This is a genomic window from Fictibacillus nanhaiensis (assembly GCF_023715445.1).
Classification (GTDB): Bacteria; Bacillota; Bacilli; order Bacillales; family Fictibacillaceae; genus Fictibacillus; species Fictibacillus nanhaiensis_D.
Map to the genome: position 1 here is coordinate 302,315 of NZ_JAMBOD010000003.1, position 19,856 is coordinate 322,170.

Here is a 19,856-nt window from a genome sequence, read left to right on the forward strand (position 1 = left end):
AGTATATTGCCGTATTGCATAAATGTATGGGTATGTATCACTATTGTAAGAAAAGTGTTAGAATAGGCTGTTCCATTTTTGATGGACAGCTTTTGCTTCTTGTTTGATTTGAATGAACAATTCCTCCACAGATAATACCTCATTAATCCTTCCTGCTATTTGTCCTGCCCAGCCGAAGCCTTCATTCCCTTTTCCTTCGTAAATAAATTTCTGATTCGCTTCACCGCTGATATAGTCCCTCAGATGTTCGTATGTTCCATTCCTATTTTCTTCTTCTAGAATCTTAAGTGCAAAAGGAGTGTTCAACGTTCTCCCTGGCATCCCTAATTTCCTTTTTATTACGACAGTATCATTCTCCGAGCTTTCAATGATCCATTTTTTATAAGCAGCGTGTGCATGAACACATTCTTTTGTTGCAATAAATCTCGTGCCCATTTCGATTCCTTCTGCACCTAGCGCGAGTGCAGCCATCATTCCTTTTCCATCCCCTATGCCACCAGAACCAATCAGAGGAATGGATAAGCTTTCTGCAATTTGTGGAATTAGTACAAATGTGCCTGTATCTTCTTTCCCGATGTGCCCTCCGCCTTCCTGCCCAACTGCCATTACAGCATCTGCCCCGAGCTGTTCTGCTTTTAATGCCTGACGCTTGCTTGATACAAGAACTAATGTTTTTATGCCAGTGTTTTCTAACCTTTTTAAAACAGGGCCAGGATTTCCGCCAGTAATACTTATAACCTCTACTCCTTCTTCAATCGCGGTTTCGAGCTGTTCTTCATAAGATCTACCATGCTGTCCAATGGCAAAATTTACACCAAAAGGCTTTTTTGTGTTCTTCTTTGTTTTTTTAATTTCATCCCTTAAAGCATAACTGTCAGGTAGTGACATAGCCGTAATCTGTCCTAGCCCTCCCGCATTTGAAACAGCTGCCGCCAGTTCCGAATATGCTAAATATGCAAGACCTCCCTGAATGATCGGCAGTTCAATATTTAACAAAGTTGTTACACGTGTTTTAAACATGTGCTCTCTCCTCCTGAAAATTAAATCATTTACTTACATCTTCATGCATTTTCTGTTATACTTCTTTTGTTTTATAAATATAAAAATGAAAACTTTAGTTAACGATAGATGAGGTGTAGTATAAATTGTCTCAACATGAAACTCCTTTATTTACAGGCTTGCGTGAACATGCAAATAAAAACCCGCTGCAATTCCATATACCAGGCCACAAAAAAGGTCAGGGAATGGATGAAGAATTCAAAAACTTTATTGGACCGAACGCTCTTTCCATTGACTTAATCAATATCACACCTCTAGATGATCTTCATCATCCTAAAGGTATGATTAAACAAGCACAAGAACTTGCAGCGCAAGCTTTTGGTGCTGATCACACGTTTTTCTCCGTACAAGGAACATCTGGAGCCATCATGACGATGATCATGTCTGTTGTTTCTCCAGGAGATAAAATCCTTGTTCCCAGAAATGTTCATAAATCGATTATGACCGCTATTGTTTTCTCTGGAGCTACACCTATTTTCATCCATCCAGAGATTGATCCCGAATTAGGCATCTCCCACGGTATTACTCCTGATAGTGTGGAGAAGGCTTTAAACCAGCATCCTGATGCAAAAGCAGTTTTGGTAATCAATCCAACATATTTTGGTTTTGCGGCAGATTTAAAAGGCATCGTAAATGTAGCGCATCGTTTTAACGTGCCAGTTCTAGTAGATGAGGCGCATGGGGTATTGATCCATTTCCATGACCATATGCCGCTTTCGGCTATGCAGGCAGGAGCCGATATGGCAGCAACTAGCGTTCATAAGCTTGGAGGATCACTCACCGGCAGTTCTATTTTAAATGTAAAAGAAGGACTTGTCTCGCCAGAACGTATACAAACGATATTGAGCATGATGACAACGACATCAACTTCTTATATTCTTTTAGCTTCATTAGATGCTGCGCGCAGACGTCTGGCAACTGAAGGTTATACTTTAATTGAAAAAACGATCAGACTTGCTAGTCAAACAAGAGAAAAAATTAACGAGATTCCAAACCTTTATTGTGTTGGTGAAGAAAAGCTCGGTACTTCTGCTACCTTTGACTATGATCCAACGAAGCTGCTGATCTCTGTAAAAGATTTGGGAATCACCGGCTATGAGGTTGAGACCTGGCTTCGCAAAAATTACAACATTGAAGTTGAATTATCCGATCTTTATAACATTCTGTGCCTGATTACAACGGCTGATCATGAGAAAGATACGATGATTCTTGTAGAAGCATTAACTAAGCTTTCAAAAGAAAAAAGCTCTTCAAAAACGGAAGAGATTAAATCATTACCGGTGCATGTTCCAGACATTCCTGTACTTGCACTCTCTCCACGAGATGCTTTTTATGCCAATACAGAAAGTGTACCGTTTGAAGAGTCAGCTGGTAGAATTATCGCTGAGTTCGTGATGGTTTACCCGCCAGGAATCCCTATCTTTATTCCTGGAGAAATCATTACAAATGAAAACTTAGCTTACATTAAAGAAAACCTTGAAGCAGGTTTGCCAGTTCAAGGACCAGAGGACGCCAATTTAAATTATTTAAAAGTCATCCAAGAACAAGTAGCTATACGATAAAAATAAAAAGAAGACCTGAGCAGGTCTTCTTTTTATTATTTCTTTAATCTATCTTGCTCTTGGCAATGTGGACAAGATTTAGAATACAAAGTCGTTACTTTTTCCTCTTCAAAATGTTCTATTGTTGTTTCACACGTTTGGCAAATGATTACTCCCATCCGTTCCATCTCCCTTCACATTTTGAAAGCGCTTACGTTTATATCTGTATAATATTATGTCACAATTGGTTTGTCAACCCTTTTAGTATAACACATTAAAAAAATGTGCTCATTAATCGTATTGTTCTAATACCGGGAGATGTGGAACTGCTTCTTCAAAGAAAAGGGCAAGATCTTCCGCTTCTTTAAGGCTTTTTATGTGAAAAACCTGCTTAATATACTCAAGATTTCGCATATCATTAGAATCAAGCAATGCTGATCTTCCTGTCTGCATGCATACTACCAGTGGCTTCCCAAAAAACATATTAGTGTATACAATACCAAAATCATATCTCACTGTATCTGTTGTAAATCCAACGAACCTTACCTTAACGGATTCACTCTCGTCATACAATTTTTCAAACCATTCCATGTTATCCCTCCTCGTATGATAAGAAAATGTTCATCGATCGGGTGGTGTAACAACTGTTAACGTTTTAAATGGAAAAATTAAAAGGTCTCTAATTGAATGTAAGAGTAATTCCCTTTTTTCAATAACCATAAACTAATATTGTCAAAATCTTCATAAAATATGATAAACTATTCTATGTATGAATATTGTTAAAAATGACTAACTGGAGTGAGTTAGAATGTCCCAAAACGCTTTTATCAAGCTAGTTCCTGCATCCGAAAAACAAATCGTAACCATTGATGAAGTTAAAGACATGCTAATGTATTACAAATCAATAACCGCCAAAACAGGTGAACAGCTTTCATGGGGATACTCTGAAGCGGCATTTCCTTATACGATTGAAGAAAAAGAAGAAGCAACTAACAAATGGTTTTATTTAAAAGGCATCGATCCAAGGAAGAATAGATATATTTTAATCGGTGTCGGATTTGAGAATGATAAACAAATAGAAGATGATTCAGAGCACCAAGATCATCAAAAGTGCTACATACAAGTTTCGCTGACAGACATCTCGACACATGGAGATAAAGGAAAAGCAAATGAGTTCTGCAAATTTTTAGCTTCAAAATTAAAGGGTGAGCTTCATCTTTTTAATGGAAGAGTTATGTATTATTACCTAAAAAAATAAGTACGTTCTACAGGAAGTCCAATCACATGATTGGACTTCCTAATTTATTTCTACTAAAATGTAAACTTTGGGGCCCATAGGGAATCATAACATTATTACATACGTGAAAGGATGTGAAGAAATGAAAAAACAACCAAACACTGTTTTTATCATTTCACTGATATTATCTGTGATCTTTATTATCATAGGATTCTTATTTCCTGCCGAATTTCAAGCCCGTGCTACAGCTGTTCAAAACTTTCTGCAAGACAAGTTTGGATGGTTCTATCTTCTATCTGCTACAAGCTTTTTAATTTTTGTACTATACTTAGCGTTCAGCAAGTATGGAAAGATTAGACTCGGCGATCCCGATGACAGACCTGATTATAATACTGTTACCTGGTTTGCGATGTTATTTAGTGCCGGAATGGGAATCGGTTTAGTATTTTGGGGAGTTGCCGAACCTATCAGCCACTTTTATGCTCCGCCTTCAGGTGAAGGGGGCAACGCTGAATCAGCACAAGCAGCATTGCGCTACAGCTTTTTTCACTGGGGTCTGCATCCTTGGGCCATCTACACACTAATCGGAGTGTCACTGGCTTATTTTAAATTTAGAAAAGGTGCACCTGGTTTGATCAGTGCTATCTTTATTCCACTGTTAGGTGATAAAGTGCATGGTCCAATTGGAAAGACGATTGATATCATCGCTGTACTTGCCACGATATTTGGAGTAGCAACCTCACTTGGACTTGGTGCCGTACAGATAAGCGGAGGGCTATCCTATTTAACAGATATTACGAATAACTTTACAACGCAGCTTATTATTATTGCTGTCGTAACCGTATTATTTACTTTGTCAGCACAGACTGGCCTAAATAAAGGGATTAAATATTTAAGCAACCTTAATATACTGCTCGCGGTTTTATTAATGGCGTTCCTGCTGTTTGCGTCATCCACTAATTTTATAATGGATGTTTTTGTTCAGTCACTGGGCAATTATCTTCAATATTTGCCAAGTATGAGTTTGAAGCTAAGTCCTTTCCGACCGAGTGAAGCAGGCTGGATACAAGGGTGGACCGTCTTCTATTGGGCTTGGTGGATCGCCTGGGCTCCATTTGTCGGTACTTTTATCGCGCGTGTATCTAAAGGAAGAACGATTCGTGAATTCATCTTAGGTGTGTTGCTTGTCCCTACATTATTCGGAGCACTATGGTTCTCCATTTTTGGCGGAGCGGCATTGCATCTTGAAATCTTTAAGAATGTGGGTCTAAATAAGATTATTACAGATAAAGGTACTGAAGTTGCTTTATTTGCATTATTTGAAAACCTACCGTTTGGCATGATTATGTCTATATTGGCTATATTCTTAATAAGTACATTCTTTATTACTTCTGCAGACTCTGCGACGTTTGTTTTAGGCATGCAGACTCGCCATGGCCGGTTAGATCCATCTTCAATGACAAAGTTTATCTGGGGGATCGTTATAGCTGCTGCAGCGGCTATATTACTATACTCAGGAGGTTTAGAAGCGCTGCAGACAGCCTCTATCATCGCAGCATTTCCATTTGCTTTTGTAATGATATTCATGATGATCTCACTTCAAAAAGCCCTGTCTGAAGAAAAATTAAAAGGATAAAATAATACTTTTACCCATAACATAGACCGCTGTAAAGAATATGGTTATATTCATTGCAGCGGTTTTGTTTTGAAAAAATCTGATCCCCACAAGAAAATTAAAATAAGAAAACATAATTAAAAGCACACTTTCATAAAAGGAATGGTCATGATGAGAAAGATAAAGCACTAATGAATATCCGCACCACACTAGAATTTGAATAACAGCACACAGCAATACGTTCATGTTATCCTCCCATGTACATCTTTATAATTAAATGGTATGAAACGATTGCTATTATATGATTGCATGAAAAAACCCCTTGCAAGAAACGCATATGCGCTCTGCAAGGGGTTTGCCATTTAATTATTTTACGATATGAACAGGCAGTCCAATCGCAACTTCTGCTGCTTCCATTGAAATTTCTCCGAAAGTTGGATGCGCGTGAATTGTCATTGCAATATCTTCTGCAGTCATGCCTGCTTCGATTGCCAATCCAATTTCTGCGATCATATCAGATGCATTTCCACCAGCGATTTGAGCTCCAAGAACTAGTCCATCTTCTTTGCGAGTGATCAGCTTCATGAAGCCATCTGTCTCGTTCATAGATAGCGCACGTCCATTAGCTGCAAATGGGAACTTAGATGCTTTCACTTCAAAACCTGCTTCTTTAGCAGACTTTTCATCATAACCTACTGAAGCAAGTTCAGGATCTGTGAACACAACGGCTGGAATTGCCATATAATCAATTTCTGCTGCATGTCCACTGATTACTTCGGCTGCCACTTTACCTTCATAAGAAGCCTTGTGTGCAAGAGCTGGCCCTTCAACTACATCACCGATTGCATAGATGCCGTTAATATTTGTTTGAGCTTTCTTGTTGATTTTAATAAGACCGCGATCAGTCATTTCAACACCAACCTGCTCAAGACCAAGTTCTTCTGTGTTTGGACGGCGTCCAACTGTTACGAGTACATAATCTGCTTCAAATGTTTTTGACTCACCTTTGATTTCAGCAGTTACTGTAACACCGTCTTTTGTTTCTTCTACACCTTTAGCCATTGCTTCAGTAAAAACTTCCACATTGCCTTTTTTCTTCAAGCGCTTTGAAACTACTTGGCTCATCTGCTTTTCGAAGCCCGGAAGGATCTGTTTGCTTCCTTCAAGGATTGTAACTTCAGTACCGAAGTTAGCATAAGCCGTACCAAGTTCCATACCGATATATCCTCCGCCGATAACAACAAGCTTCTTAGGAACTTCTTTAAGAGCAAGTGCACCAGTTGAAGAAATCACACGGTCGCTCCATTTGAATCCTGGGATTTCAATTGGACGGGAACCTGTAGCGATAATCGCGTTTTTAAACGTATATGTTTGAGAGTTCTTCTCGTCCATGATACGAACTGTATTTTCATTAACGAAATAAGCTTCTCCACGAATGATCTCAACTTTGTTTCCTTTAAGCAGTCCTTCAACACCGCCAGTAAGCTTCTTAACGATGCCTGATTTCCATTCTTGAACCTTGCTGAAATCAACTGTTACGTTTTCAGCTTTAATCCCCATGTCTTCAGAGTGCTTCGCATGTTCAACACGATGACCTGCATTAATAAGAGCTTTTGATGGAATACAACCGACATTTAAGCAAACGCCGCCCATTTCTGCCTTTTCCGCAATAGCAACTTTTTGTCCTAATTGTGCAGCACGAATTGCAGCAACATATCCCCCAGGACCTGAACCAATGACAAGTGTGTCTAACTCAATTGGAAAATCTCCTACTACCATCGAATTACGCCTCCATTACTAATAGTTGTGGATCGTTCAACAAACGCTTAATGTGATTCAATGCATTTTGTGCAGTTGCACCATCGATCAGACGGTGGTCAAAGCTTAAAGAAAGTGCCAATACTGGAGCTACAACAACTTCTCCATCTTTAACAACTGCTTTTTCAGCGATACGGCCGATACCAAGGATAGCTACTTCTGGATGATTAATTACTGGAGTGAACCATTGTCCGCCAGCAGAACCGATGTTTGTAATCGTACAAGATCCGCCCTTCATTTCTTCACCAGAAAGTTTTCCATCACGTGCTTTTGTAGCAAGTTCATTGATTTCAGAAGAGATCTTGAAGATAGACTTGCGATCTGCTTCTTTAACAACTGGAACCATCAATCCGTTATCTGTATCTGCAGCGATTCCGATATTGTAATAGTGCTTGTACACGATTTCTTCGTTTGCATCATCGATTGATGCGTTAAGCACAGGGAATTCGCGAAGTGCAGATGTTAATGCTTTTACCACGTATGGAAGATAAGTAAGCTTAATGCCCTTATCGGCAGCAACTTGTTTGAACTTCTTACGGTGTGCAACAAGATCAGTAACGTCCACTTCATCCATTAGTGTAACATGTGGAGCTGTATGTTTGGAGTTAACCATCGCTTTAGAGATCGCTTTTCTGATACCTTTGATCTTCTCACGTGTTTCCATTTCTCCAGCAGGAATAGCTTTTGGAGCTTCTTTCTTAGCAGTATCTGCCTTTGGAGCCTCTTTGTCAGCTGCAGGTGCTTCGGCCGAAGCTTCTCCGCCGCCGCTTACAAACTTATCGATATCTTCTTTTAGTACACGGCCGTTGTCACCTGAACCTTGTACTTTACGAATATCAACATCTTTTTCACGTGCGTATTTTCGAACAGAAGGCATAGCGATAACACGTTTTGTTTCATCAGCTGGCTCTTCTTTTGCAGTGTCCTCAGTCTTATCTGTTTTAGCTTCGGAATTGTCGGTTTCTTTTGCTTGGTCAGCTGTAACTTCTTTTTCTTCTTCAGCTTTCGGCTGTTCTGGTGTTTCATCGCTTCCGCCGTGTGCGTCAGCTGGAATTTCCCCTTCAGCTTCGATTGTAACCAGGACATCACCTACTACAGATACAGTACCTTCGTCAACTTTTACTTCTAAAATTTTACCGTCTACCGGAGAGGGAATTTCTACAACGGCTTTGTCGTTTTGTACTTCAAGCAGGATATCGTCTTCTTTAACAGTGTCCCCTGCTTTTACAAACCACTTTACAATCTCACCTTCGTGAATTCCTTCACCAATATCGGGAAGCTTAAATTCATATGCCACGGTTAACGCCTCCAATTTTGTTCAATCTATTTTACTCGTTTATGTGAAAAGGCTGAAAGAAGCAGTCATTAATGAACTACCCTTTCAGCTGACATTCAATTATATTTTAGAAATGGTAGACTTTCTTTGCTTTATCTACAATATCACGATGGTCTGGAATCCAAACATCCTCAGCAGATGCGTATGGGAAGACTGTATCCGGTGCTGTTACACGCAGGACAGGAGCTTCCAGGTTCAGAATAGCGCGATCATTAATTTCTGCTACAACAAACGCTCCGATTCCAGCTTGTTTTTGAGCTTCTTGAACAACGATCGCACGTCCTGTTTTTTCAACAGATGCAATAATTGTGTCAATATCTAACGGGCTGATCGTACGAAGGTCGATTACTTCTGCAGAAATGCCTTCTTTTTCAAGCTCTTCAGCAGCTTTTAATGATGCGTGGACCATTGCACCATAAGTGATGATAGAAACGTCTTTCCCTTCACGTTTCACATCTGCTTTGCCCAGTTCGATTGTATATTCTTCCTCAGGCACTTCACCACGGAATGAACGGTATAATTTCATATGCTCTAAATAAACAACAGGATCATTGTCACGGATTGCAGAAATTAATAGACCTTTTGCGTCATATGGTGTTGAAGGGATAACCACTTTGATCCCTGGTGTTTGATACATTAATCCTTCCAAGCTGTCTGCATGAAGCTCTGGAGTTTTAACCCCTCCTCCAAAAGGAGAACGGATTGTTACAGGAGAGTTATATACCCCCCCAGAACGATAGCGCATACGAGCCATTTGAGCGGCAATTGAATCAAATACTTCAAAAACGAAGCCAAAGAATTGAATCTCCATTACTGGACGGAAACCTGTAAGCCCAAGACCTATTGCAAGTCCCCCAATTCCAGACTCTGCAAGCGGAGTATCAAAAACACGATCTTCTCCAAATTCTTTTTGAAGTCCCTCAGTCGCACGGAATACTCCGCCGTTTTGACCTACGTCTTCACCAAAAACAAGTACGTTTTCATTGTTTTTTAATTCATTGCGCATTGCGTCTGTAATTGCTTGAATCATAGTCATTTGAGCCATATTATTTCGACTCCTTTGCTGTATATTGTTCTAATTGCTCACGAAGGTTATACGGCAGCTCTTCGAACATAAAGTTGATAAGGTCGGTAACCTTTTGTTTAGGCGCACCATCAGCTTTTTTAATAGAAGCTTTGATATCTTCCTTCGCTTCTTCTACTACTTTATTTTCTTGCTCTTCAGACCAAAGGTTTTTCTTTTCTAAGAACTTGCGGAAACGAACTAATGGATCTTTCTTTTCCCATTCGCTGTCTAAGTCTTTTGTACGGTAGCGTGTAGGATCATCTCCCGCCATCGTATGAGGTCCGTAACGGTAAGTAAGTGTTTCGATTAATGTTGGACCTTCACCTGAAATTGCACGCTCACGAGCTTGCTGTGTTGCTGCATATACAGCAAGTACGTCCATTCCGTCTACTTGAATACCTTCAATACCAGCAGCAACGGCTTTTTGCGCAATTGTTTTTGCAGCAGATTGCTTTTCAACTGGAACTGAGATCGCAAAACGGTTGTTTTGAACCACAAAGATCGCGTTAGCTGCATAAGCACCAGCAAAGTTCAAACCTTCGTAGAAGTCACCTTGAGATGCACCGCCATCACCTGTGTAAGTAATACATACGTTTTTCTTGCCTTGCTTCTTTAAACCAAATCCAACACCGGCAGCTTGAACAATTTGAGCACCGATGATAATTTGCGGCATTAATACGTTTACACCTTCAGGAATCTGTCCGCCTTGGAAGTGTCCACGGGACCATAAGAATGCTTGATATAACGGGAAACCATGAAATACGATCTGAGGAATATCACGGTATCCTGGTAGAATCCAGTCTTCTTTATCTAATGCAAAGTGACTCCCTAGCATTGAAGCCTCTTGTCCAGCAACTGGAGCATAGAATCCAAGACGTCCTTGTCTGTTTAAAGAGATTGCACGCTGATCCCAAATTCGCGTATAAACCATACGGCGCATTAATTCTTGGAGCTGCTCATCTGACAATTTAGGCATTGCTGATTCGTTAACTACTTCTCCATCTTCAGAAAGAATCTGAAACGTTTCAAATTGATCTTGAACAGCATCAATTGTTTTCGTCATGAAAAGTCACCTCTTCCTTTCTTTTACCCTGTCAATTTTCCCTGATCTTAAAAACACACACACATTTTACAGGTTGCCCAAAGTGCCTTATTTTTAAGACAAGATTATATTTTAAAAAGGCTATTAGGCGTACCATTGTGTCCCAATTCAAGTTTTCCCTTGTATTCAGGAGCTAAACCATCTTACGGCATCCTAACTGTATTACTTTGTTATGTATCTAGAGTAACACAACGACCTTTATCACGTAAATTAGTTTACACCAGCAGTTAAATGCCGTCAATCTATAGATTTATTAAAGATTCCACCTTGTTTAATATAGACATCTCCCTATTCCTGTCATCACCTATTAATAAAACTGTTCCATAAACAAACTCCATCTGTATCAGTCAATAGTTGAATGCGGGTCGAATGTGTATAAAAACGGATTAAAATTAGAAAAACAAGAAGAAATATTTTTTTATTTGCGTTCTTTTTTTATAAAATTTCTCTATGTTATGATAAGAGGAAATTACTATTAATCGAATTAAGGCACGGAGGTTTTGCTTGTGTTAACAATGAAAGATATTGTAAGAGAAGGTAACCCGGTTCTTAGACAAAAGGCCGCTGAAGTACCTGTTCCGTTCTCAGAAGAAGACATTAAGACTGCTAATCAGCTCCTGGAGTTTGTGAAAAACAGCCAGGATCCTGCAGTTGCCGGAAAGTATAATTTAAGACCTGGCATTGGTCTTGCAGCTCCTCAAATTGGCGTTCCAAAGCGAATATTTGCCATGCATGTAACTGATGAGAGTGGTAATTTATATAGTTACGCTCTATTAAATCCAAGAATAATCAGTCACTCTGTTCAGATGACTTATTTGGATGGCGGTGAAGGATGCCTTTCAGTTGACAGAGATGTTCCTGGGCTTGTACCACGCTATGCAAAAGTTACAGCGAAAGGTTTTACACCCGATGGAAAAGAAGTTGAATTAAAGCTAAAGGGACTGCCTGGTATCTGTTTTCAACATGAACTGGACCACTTAGATGGCATCATGTTTTATGATCGCATCAATGAAAAGCAGCCCTTTGAACCGCCTTCTAGCGCTGTTACTTTTAGATAATAAAAAAAAGATTCATATAAAAAGCTGATCTCTTCACAAACAGAGACCAGCTTTTTTTCAAAACCTGATTATGCAGCTTCACGGTCGTCATCAACTGAAATAGCATCTTTATCAGTCGTTTTACTTTTAAAGAAAAGAAAACTAACAATTACCGTAACTATTACAGCAATCAAATATGATACATTCATTGATATTCCTAACCCGATAGGCGCATTACAAATATAAGTTGTGGTAACCATCGTCATAAAGATCGCTGGAATAGTTGCAATCCAGTGATTTTTCCGAGCTCGCTTTAAGTACATGGCCCCTACCCATAATGCAAGCATTGCGGTTGACTGGTTCGCCCAAGAAAAATAACGCCAAAGCAAAGTGAAATCAATCTTAGTTAATAAAAATGAAATCACAAACATCGGAATCGCAATCCAAAGTCTTGATGTGATTTTCTTTTGGCCAATGTTAAAATAATCTGCCAAAATCATTCTTGCACTTCTAAATGAGGTATCCCCTGATGTAATCGGTAATATAATCACACCAATAACTGCGAGTGTTCCCCCAACTGCTCCAAGCATCGTTACCGAAACTTCGCTTACAACAGCTGCCGGACCTCCTTCAGCAATTATTCCGGATAACGACTTTCCATCGAACAAGCTCATTGCAGCCGCTGCCCAGATCATAGCGATAATGGCTTCTGCAATCATCATTCCATAAAATATTTTTCTTCCCGCTTTTTCGTTTTTGGTTGTTCTTGATATGATCGGTGACTGTGTGGCGTGGAAGCCAGAAAGAGCACCGCAAGAAATCGTTAAAAATAAAAGAGGAAAGATCGGAACATTATCAGGATGCATGTTTTGCAGCGTCAATTCTGGAACCGGTGCTCCTGTAAGAACAAGCCCTCCCCCAATACCAATTGCACTTATTACGAGCAATGCACCAAAGATCGGATAAACACGTCCAATAATTTTATCAATTGGAAGGAGCGTAGCTAAAATATAATAAACAAAAATCAGACCTACGATTACACTTAGACTTACCCAATTACCTATTAAATTGTGAATGAGCGCAGCTGGAGCACTAACGAAAACGGTACCCACTAATAGCAGTAAAAGCAGAGTAAAACCGTTAACTACATGTTTCATTGCTTTACCCAGGAACTTTCCTGCCAGCTGCGGCAAATGCGCCCCACGATTACGGATAGAAATCATACCGGTTAAATAATCATGAACGGCTCCTGCAAAAATTGCTCCTAAGACAATCCATAAAAATGCCACAGGACCGTATAACGCTCCCATAATCGGACCAAAGATAGGACCTACACCTGCTATATTCAATAATTGAATGAGTGAATTTGATTTAGTCCCCATCGGAACGTAATCAATTCCATCTTTCTGAGCATAAGCTGGTGTTTTTCTGTCTTGTTTGATGCCGAAAACTTTCTCAACGTATTTTCCATACGTTACATAACCAAGTACAAGTAAAGCAATAGAGATTAAAAATGTAATCAACCTTTTTCCCTCCTTTTTGTATACGCTTACATTGTACACAAAAAAGAAAAAACACTCAATTTCAAACTGAGTGTTTAGGCTGTGCGGTTTTATTAGACTTGAATCGGTGATGAATGTTTTTCCTGCCTGTTAAATAAACCCCAAAGAAGATTAATAACAATCCAAGAAAAGCGATTGGAGGAATCTTTTCATTTAACAGGACACTTCCCCATATTACAGCTGATACCGGAACAAGGTAAGTAACAAGAGTAGCAAACTCAGCTGAACCTGCAGATATCATATAATAGTACAACAGATAAGCTAAACCCGATCCAAATACACCAAGACCAATTAAAAAAAGGATCACTTTACTGTCAGCAGTATTGCCAGTTACATTCCATCCCCCTGAAAAGCTCATCATAATGGCACTTAAAACAGAACCAACTAAAAGTGTTGCTGAGGCTGTTATCCAAACTGTCGTTCCTTGAAGATGTTTTTTTGCATACTGTGAACTGTAGCCATAACAGCAAGTGGCGGTCAGCATCAATAAGATTCCAACTAACAGCTGGTTCTGTGTTAATCCAGGAGCATCGGCATCCATTAAGAAAATAATTCCCACAAATCCGATCATCACTCCAACCCTCTGTTTCCACTGCATTTTTACTGAAAAGAAAACGACTCCCATCATCGCCGTCCAAATAGGAGTAGTCGCGTTTAAAATCGCTGTATACCCACTGTCTAGAAATGTTTCGCTCCAGGCTATCAGCCCCCAAGGAATACCAGCATTTAATAATCCTACGATTACTAATGCTTTTACAGGCAGCGCTCTCCAATTGATTTTTTGTTTCGTTAATAAGAAAAGCGGAATGATCGTTAAAATCCCGAGTACACAACGGATAAATACAATTTGCCAAGGATCAAACACATCGAGAAGCACTTTAATAAAAAAAAACGACATGCCCCAGATCAAACTTAGAATAAAAAGTGCTGAATAAAGTTTCATAAAATCCTCCTAGTATGAAATGCTGAACAGCTATCCTGTAATAAAATGACACAATTTCCCTCTCAAATTCTCTTTACGTTTGAAGCATACTATGTAATAAAAAATCGAACGGAGGGCAATAAATGAAAAAGAGATTACGTTTATTAAAAAAGTTTAGGAAATGGGTAAGGCAGCAGAATAATAACGGAAAACTGATCTTAAACTAGTTCCCATTGATACTGTCATTATAATGGAAAGAGCATCGCGTCGAACAGTTATTATTTATTTACTTTCATGGTTAAAATAGCGGGTAATGAAAAACACATGAAAAACATGTCACTTTCCTATATAATAGAACGAAGATACTCAAATACTACAGACCGGTAAGGAGACATGAAACATGATTTTCAAAGTTTATTTTCAAACAAGTTTAACCGAGGTACCAATTCGTGAGAACACGCAAACGGTATACGTTGAAGCAGAGACTATAAATGACGTTCGTAAAAAACTTGCTGACCGCAAATATAATATCGAATACATACAGGAAATTAACGGAAAATTTCTTGAGTATGAAAAAGATACGAACTCATTGGAATTGGAGAATGTGTAACATATGAAATTTGTTAAAAATCATCAAGCCGCCGTTTTCGCCCTCGGTGGTTTAGGGGAAATCGGCAAGAATACGTATGCCGTGCAATTTCAAGATGAAATCATCCTTATCGATGCAGGAATTAAATTTCCTGAAGATGAACTTTTAGGAATTGATTACGTTATCCCTGATTATACGTATCTTGTGAAAAATGAAGAAAAAATTAAAGGGTTATTTATCACTCACGGACATGAAGATCATATTGGAGGTATTCCATACTTATTAAGACAAGTGAATATTCCGATCTATGGTGGCAAACTTGCACTTGCTCTTATTAAGAACAAATTGGAAGAACACGGATTGCTTAGACGTGCTCAGCTGCATGAAATTACTGAAGATGATGTTATCAAATTCAGAAAAACTTCCGTTAGCTTTTTCAGAACTACACACAGTATTCCTGATGCTTATGGAATCGTTGTTAAAACACCTCCAGGAAACATCGTTCATACTGGTGATTTCAAATTTGATTTCACCCCTGTCGGTGAACCTGCAAACATTACAAAAATGGCTGAGATCGGAAAAGAAGGCGTACTTTGCTTGCTTTCTGACAGCACAAACAGTGAGGTACCTGGTTTTACTTTATCTGAAAGACGTGTTGGTGAAAGTATCCAAGACATCTTCAGAAAAATGGAAGGCCGTGTCATTTTCGCTACATTCGCTTCCAATATTCATAGACTGCAGCAGGTTGTAGAGGCTTCTGTCTCAAATAACCGCAAAATTGCCGTATTTGGACGCAGCATGGACTCTGCTATTACGGTTGGACAGGAGCTCGGTTTTATTAAAGCTCCAAAGGGGACTTTTGTTGATGCCAACCAGATCAACCGCCTCCCTGATAATCAGGTAACGATTCTTTGTACAGGAAGCCAGGGTGAACCTATGGCCGCTTTATCAAGGATCGCAAATGGTACACATCGTCAGATTCAAATTATCCCTGGTGATACGGTTGTATTTTCTTCTTCACCTATTCCAGGAAACGCACTAAGTGTCAGCAAAACAATCAATCAATTATATCGTGCTGGTGCCGAAGTTATTCACGGTTCTCTAAATGATATTCATACATCAGGTCACGGCGGCCAGCAAGAACAAAAACTGATGCTTCGTCTGATGAAGCCTAAATACTTTCTGCCTATACACGGCGAGTACAGAATGCTGAAAATGCATACGAAACTTGCTGCTGATTGTGATGTACCGCTACAGAATTCTTTTATTATGGACAATGGCGAAGTACTCGCTTTATCCCAAAACGATGCGATGATAGCGGGTAAAATCCCATCAGGCTCTGTATATGTAGATGGAAGCGGTATCGGGGATATTGGAAATATTGTACTTCGTGACCGTAAAATCCTTTCTGAAGAAGGTCTGGTAGTTGTTGTTGTAAGTATGGACATGAAGGAATTCACGATTGAAGCAGGACCAGACATCATTTCACGCGGATTTGTTTATATGCGTGAATCTGGAGATCTCATTCATGATGCACAAAATTTGTTAAGCAAACATTTGCAGACAATAATGAGTGAAAAAAGAACAACACAATGGTCTGAAATAAAGAATGAGATTACAGACACCCTAGCACCTTTCTTATATGAAAAAACAAAAAGACGTCCTATGATCCTGCCGATCATCATGGAAATCTAAATACAAACAAAAAACCGTTACCCTTTATGAAAGGGGAAACGGTTTTTTATTCTTCGTTTGCCATTTGTTTTTCTAAACGGTTTATATCTTTGTCTCTGCCAATGACAATTAATACATCGCCCTGTCTGATCGATTGATTAGCTTGCGGGGATACATAAATATCTTTCCCTCTCTTAACTGCTACTACGTTACATCCGAATCTTGCACGTATATCAAGTTCAATTAAAGATTTTCCGTCCATCTTTTTTGTGGCCACCAGCTCGACAATGCTATGTTCGTCAGATAGCTCCAAATAGTCTAATACATTGTTTGAGACAATCTGGTGAGCAATCCGTACACCCATATCCCGTTCAGGATGTATGATCTTATCTGCTCCAATTTTACGCAGCACTTTTTCGTGATAATCATTTTGGGCTTTAACAGTAATCTTTTCTACACCTATTTCTTTTAGAATCAATGTCGTTAAAATACTTGATTGCAGATTATCCCCTATTGCAACGACAACATGCTGAAAGTTACGGATTCCAAGGCTTTTCAGCACACCTTCATCGGTTGAATCTGCAATTACTGCATGTGTTACGATATTTGAGAACTCATTAACCCTGTCCTCATCAATATCAATTGCCAATACTTCCATCCCTTGATCCGATAATGCTTTACACATGCTTCCGCCAAATCGTCCAAGACCTATGACAGCAAATTGCTTTTTCAATGGCTTCACTCCATTTCACAAACATATAACCTTATTTTACCACACCACTTCTATTTCATTAAAAAGCTAATAGCATCATATGTATTTTTTTTATATAGGAAACTTCTATAAAGGTCTCCCTTTGCCCTTCTTTCTTATCATACAAAAATAACCCAAGAACATTGTCTTGGGTTATTTATGATTCATAAATTATTAAACTTCAAGAGTTTTTTGGCCTGGTTTCCAGTTTGCTGGGCAAAGTCCGCCAGTTTGAAGTGCTTGAAGTACACGTAAAGTTTCATCCACGTCACGGCCAATGTTGTTGTGGTTAACAACAGAGTACATCAATTCACCTTCTGGAGAAATGATGAATAGTCCGCGAAGTGCAATACCTTCTTCTTCGATAAGTACACCGTAGTCACGTGCTACTGTGTGGTTTGTATCAGCTGCTAATGCATATCTTAGCTCTCCAAGACCGTTCATGTCACGCGGAGTGTTGATCCAAGCCTTGTGAGTGTGGATTGTATCTGTTGAAACACCAATTACTTCCGCATCAAGATCTTCAAACTCATCGAAACGATCGCTTAAAGAAGTGATTTCTGTTGGACATACGAAAGTGAAGTCCATTGGATAGAAATAAAGAACAGTCCACCTGTCGTTCTTCATGTTCTCTTCAAGACTTACTTTTCCAAATTCTTTATTTGGTAATACTGCATCCATTTCAAATCGAGGCGCTTGTTTTGCTACCATACGTTCAGCCATAGGTAAAAATCCCTCCAAAAACAGTTTTATTTACATGGGTAATTATAGTACAGTCCTTATTTTTAGTCAATATTAAATAATAATTAATTTAAATAAGCGTTTTCTACCCACTTTTTAATTTCTCCTTAATCATAGCAAGTTAAACATTAAATGTGAAATCATCCGCTCATTTTTCAGCATTTCATTCTCAATTCCAAGGTTTAAATTGAGGATTGCTTGGGAAATCATACAATGAGGAGGTGCATTTTAATGCCATACGATTCACTAAAAGACCTACCTGAAAGAGTGAGGGATAACCTTCCCCATCATGGTCAAGAAATCTATAAAGAAGCATTCAACTCAGCTCTTGAAGAATATAAAGAAGAAGAAACTGCACATAAAGTTGCGTGGAGCGCAGTGAAGAACAAATATGAAAAATCTGAAGATGGCAAATGGAAAAGCAAAGACTCCTGAATTCCTCAGGAGCCTTTACTTTGTTCTTGGACAGTCTTTTCAGGCAGTTTTTCAATTCCAATTTTTTTGATCTGACGTCCTTCTAAGTCTAAAATGGTAAACCGGTAGCTTTCGTAATTAAAAGAATGTTCTTTTTCTAAATCAATTGATCTTGTAAGTACCCAGCCGCCGATTGTATCGATTTCTCTGTTATCAATATCGAGTGCGAACATTTCATTTATTTGTGAAAGCAATACTTTACCATCCACAACTGTGTTTGTGTTTGAAATCTGCTGAATTTCAGGTTCTTCATCAACATCGAACTCATCTCTGATTTCCCCCACAATTTCTTCTAAAATATCTTCAACAGTTACGATACCTGCAGTACCGCCGTATTCATCGACTAGTACCGCCATATGAGTTTGTTCTTTTTGCATTTTCACCAAAAGCTTTTGGATCGGAATTGTCTCATGAACAGTAATGATTGGACGTATATATTCTTTTAGTTCAAACCTCTGATTACTGAAATGTTCATTAAAGAATTCTTTAATATTTACAAGTCCTACAATATGATCTTTATCTTCATTGCCTACTGGATATCTAGTGAATTTTTCTTCACGCATGATCGCCATGTTTTCTTCAGCCGTATTATCTAAAAACAGACAAACCATCTCGGTTCTAGGAATCATAATTTCTTTAGCAACCCGGTCGTCAAATTCAAATATGCGGTTTACATAACGATATTCTGATTGATTAATTTCTCCGCCTTGGAGACTTTCAGAAAGAATTAACCGCAATTCTTCTTCCGTATGTACAACCTCATGCTCACTTGCCGGGCTGATTCCAAAAATCCGGGTAAGCAAGTTGGCTGAACCATTCAACAAAAAAATAAAAGGATACATGATTTTATAAAACATAATGATTGGCTTTGCCGTAGCAAGGCTGATCGTTTCTGCCTTCTGGATCGCAACCGTTTTAGGTGCTAGCTCTCCTAAAACAACGTGAAGAAAAGTAATAAGGACGAATGCAATCGAAAAGGACAAAGTATGGGTAAGTCCTTCGTTAAGCCCTGCATTTTCAAACAATGGCCTTAAGAAAATTTCCACTGTAGGCTCTCCTAACCACCCAAGTCCTAATGCAGTAATTGTTATTCCAAGCTGACAGGCTGAAAGGTACCCATCCAGATTTCCAATGACCCTCTGTGCAGCAATTGCCTTGGAGTTTCCTTCTGAAGCCAAATTGTCGATCCTTGTTTTTCGGACCTTAACAATCGCAAATTCAGTCACAACAAAAAAAGCGGTTAATATGATGAGTATAATGATCATGAGTACATTAAAGATTGGCATAAGATCCTCCCCATCTTTATAAACAAAAAGATTTTATTAAGATTGC

Annotated in this window: 20 protein-coding genes; 7 read left to right on the top strand and 13 right to left on the bottom strand. The window is 39.0% G+C overall.

Features of this window, described 5'->3' with window-relative positions; translation table 11 throughout:
* Positions 1–57: 57 nt before the first annotated feature.
* Positions 58–1,020, bottom strand: a complete 963-nt coding sequence (locus M3196_RS11685; RefSeq protein ID WP_251322474.1) for an NAD(P)H-dependent flavin oxidoreductase — start codon at positions 1,018–1,020, stop codon at positions 58–60.
* Positions 1,021–1,145: 125 nt separating this feature from the next.
* Between M3196_RS11685 and M3196_RS11690 the strand changes: the two genes are divergently transcribed.
* Positions 1,146–2,621 (top strand): aminotransferase class I/II-fold pyridoxal phosphate-dependent enzyme, encoded by a 1,476-nt coding sequence (locus M3196_RS11690; protein ID WP_251322475.1) that lies wholly within the window; start codon positions 1,146–1,148, stop codon positions 2,619–2,621.
* Between the two features lie 35 nt (positions 2,622–2,656).
* Here M3196_RS11690 and M3196_RS11695 read toward each other — a convergent pair whose 3' ends face one another.
* On the bottom strand, positions 2,657–2,788 hold the full coding sequence (locus M3196_RS11695; protein ID WP_338082944.1) for a GapA-binding peptide SR1P: 132 nt from the start codon (positions 2,786–2,788) through the stop codon (positions 2,657–2,659).
* 103 nt (positions 2,789–2,891) lie between these two features.
* Positions 2,892–3,191, bottom strand: coding sequence for a DUF3055 domain-containing protein (locus M3196_RS11700; protein ID WP_251322477.1), 300 nt, complete (start codon positions 3,189–3,191; stop codon positions 2,892–2,894).
* 217 nt (positions 3,192–3,408) lie between these two features.
* Between M3196_RS11700 and M3196_RS11705 the strand changes: the two genes are divergently transcribed.
* The gene (locus M3196_RS11705) at positions 3,409–3,858 is read left to right on the top strand and encodes a DUF1885 family protein (protein WP_251322478.1); all 450 of its coding nucleotides are present in this window, start codon (positions 3,409–3,411) and stop codon (positions 3,856–3,858) included.
* A 121-nt stretch (positions 3,859–3,979) separates the two neighbouring features.
* The gene (locus M3196_RS11710; RefSeq protein ID WP_251322479.1) at positions 3,980–5,473 is read left to right on the top strand and encodes a glycine betaine uptake BCCT transporter; all 1,494 of its coding nucleotides are present in this window, start codon (positions 3,980–3,982) and stop codon (positions 5,471–5,473) included.
* Here M3196_RS11710 and M3196_RS11715 read toward each other — a convergent pair.
* From M3196_RS11715 to pdhA, 5 genes are all read right to left on the bottom strand, one after another.
* Positions 5,462–5,698: a hypothetical protein gene (locus M3196_RS11715; protein WP_251322480.1), complete on the bottom strand. Its 237-nt coding sequence runs from the start codon at positions 5,696–5,698 to the stop codon at positions 5,462–5,464. The genes M3196_RS11710 and M3196_RS11715 overlap by 12 nt on opposite strands.
* Before the next feature lie 120 nt (positions 5,699–5,818).
* Positions 5,819–7,231, bottom strand: a complete 1,413-nt coding sequence (lpdA, locus tag M3196_RS11720; RefSeq protein ID WP_251322481.1) for a dihydrolipoyl dehydrogenase — start codon at positions 7,229–7,231, stop codon at positions 5,819–5,821.
* 4 nt (positions 7,232–7,235) lie between these two features.
* A complete protein-coding gene (locus M3196_RS11725) occupies positions 7,236–8,567 on the bottom strand; it encodes a dihydrolipoamide acetyltransferase family protein (protein WP_251322482.1) in 1,332 nt (443 codons plus the stop codon).
* A gap of 106 nt (positions 8,568–8,673) precedes the next feature.
* A complete protein-coding gene (locus tag M3196_RS11730) occupies positions 8,674–9,651 on the bottom strand; it encodes an alpha-ketoacid dehydrogenase subunit beta (protein WP_251322483.1) in 978 nt (325 codons plus the stop codon).
* A gap of 1 nt (position 9,652) precedes the next feature.
* Entirely contained in the window at positions 9,653–10,735 is a 1,083-nt protein-coding gene (gene pdhA, locus M3196_RS11735) for a pyruvate dehydrogenase (acetyl-transferring) E1 component subunit alpha (protein WP_251322484.1), read from the bottom strand.
* A 545-nt stretch (positions 10,736–11,280) separates the two neighbouring features.
* Between pdhA and def the strand changes: the two genes are divergently transcribed.
* Positions 11,281–11,832 (top strand): peptide deformylase, encoded by a 552-nt coding sequence (gene def / locus M3196_RS11740; RefSeq protein WP_251322485.1) that lies wholly within the window; start codon positions 11,281–11,283, stop codon positions 11,830–11,832.
* A gap of 68 nt (positions 11,833–11,900) precedes the next feature.
* Here def and M3196_RS11745 read toward each other — a convergent pair whose 3' ends face one another.
* The gene (locus M3196_RS11745) at positions 11,901–13,334 is read right to left on the bottom strand and encodes a carbon starvation CstA family protein (protein ID WP_251322486.1); all 1,434 of its coding nucleotides are present in this window, start codon (positions 13,332–13,334) and stop codon (positions 11,901–11,903) included.
* A 61-nt stretch (positions 13,335–13,395) separates the two neighbouring features.
* Positions 13,396–14,316: a DMT family transporter gene (locus M3196_RS11750; RefSeq protein WP_251322487.1), complete on the bottom strand. Its 921-nt coding sequence runs from the start codon at positions 14,314–14,316 to the stop codon at positions 13,396–13,398.
* Between the two features lie 379 nt (positions 14,317–14,695).
* On the opposite strand from M3196_RS11750, the gene M3196_RS11755 reads away from it, so the two are divergent.
* Positions 14,696–14,905: a DNA-dependent RNA polymerase subunit epsilon gene (locus tag M3196_RS11755; RefSeq protein WP_251322488.1), complete on the top strand. Its 210-nt coding sequence runs from the start codon at positions 14,696–14,698 to the stop codon at positions 14,903–14,905.
* Between the two features lie 3 nt (positions 14,906–14,908).
* Positions 14,909–16,579, top strand: coding sequence for a ribonuclease J1 (gene rnjA / locus M3196_RS11760; protein WP_251322489.1), 1,671 nt, complete (start codon positions 14,909–14,911; stop codon positions 16,577–16,579).
* A gap of 46 nt (positions 16,580–16,625) precedes the next feature.
* Here rnjA and M3196_RS11765 read toward each other — a convergent pair whose 3' ends face one another.
* Together M3196_RS11765 and M3196_RS11770 are read right to left on the bottom strand one after the other, a co-directional pair.
* Positions 16,626–17,291 (bottom strand): potassium channel family protein, encoded by a 666-nt coding sequence (locus M3196_RS11765; RefSeq protein WP_251322490.1) that lies wholly within the window; start codon positions 17,289–17,291, stop codon positions 16,626–16,628.
* Between the two features lie 192 nt (positions 17,292–17,483).
* On the bottom strand, positions 17,484–18,032 hold the full coding sequence (locus M3196_RS11770; protein WP_251322491.1) for a peroxiredoxin: 549 nt from the start codon (positions 18,030–18,032) through the stop codon (positions 17,484–17,486).
* Between the two features lie 249 nt (positions 18,033–18,281).
* On the opposite strand from M3196_RS11770, the gene M3196_RS11775 reads away from it, so the two are divergent.
* Positions 18,282–18,485, top strand: coding sequence for a ChaB family protein (locus M3196_RS11775; RefSeq protein WP_251322492.1), 204 nt, complete (start codon positions 18,282–18,284; stop codon positions 18,483–18,485).
* A gap of 5 nt (positions 18,486–18,490) precedes the next feature.
* On the opposite strand, the gene M3196_RS11780 is transcribed toward M3196_RS11775, so the two are convergent.
* Positions 18,491–19,810 carry a hemolysin family protein gene (locus tag M3196_RS11780; RefSeq protein WP_251322493.1) on the bottom strand — a complete coding sequence of 440 codons (1,320 nt, stop codon included), beginning with the start codon at positions 19,808–19,810 and terminating at the stop codon, positions 18,491–18,493.
* Between the last annotated feature and the right edge of the window lie 46 nt (positions 19,811–19,856).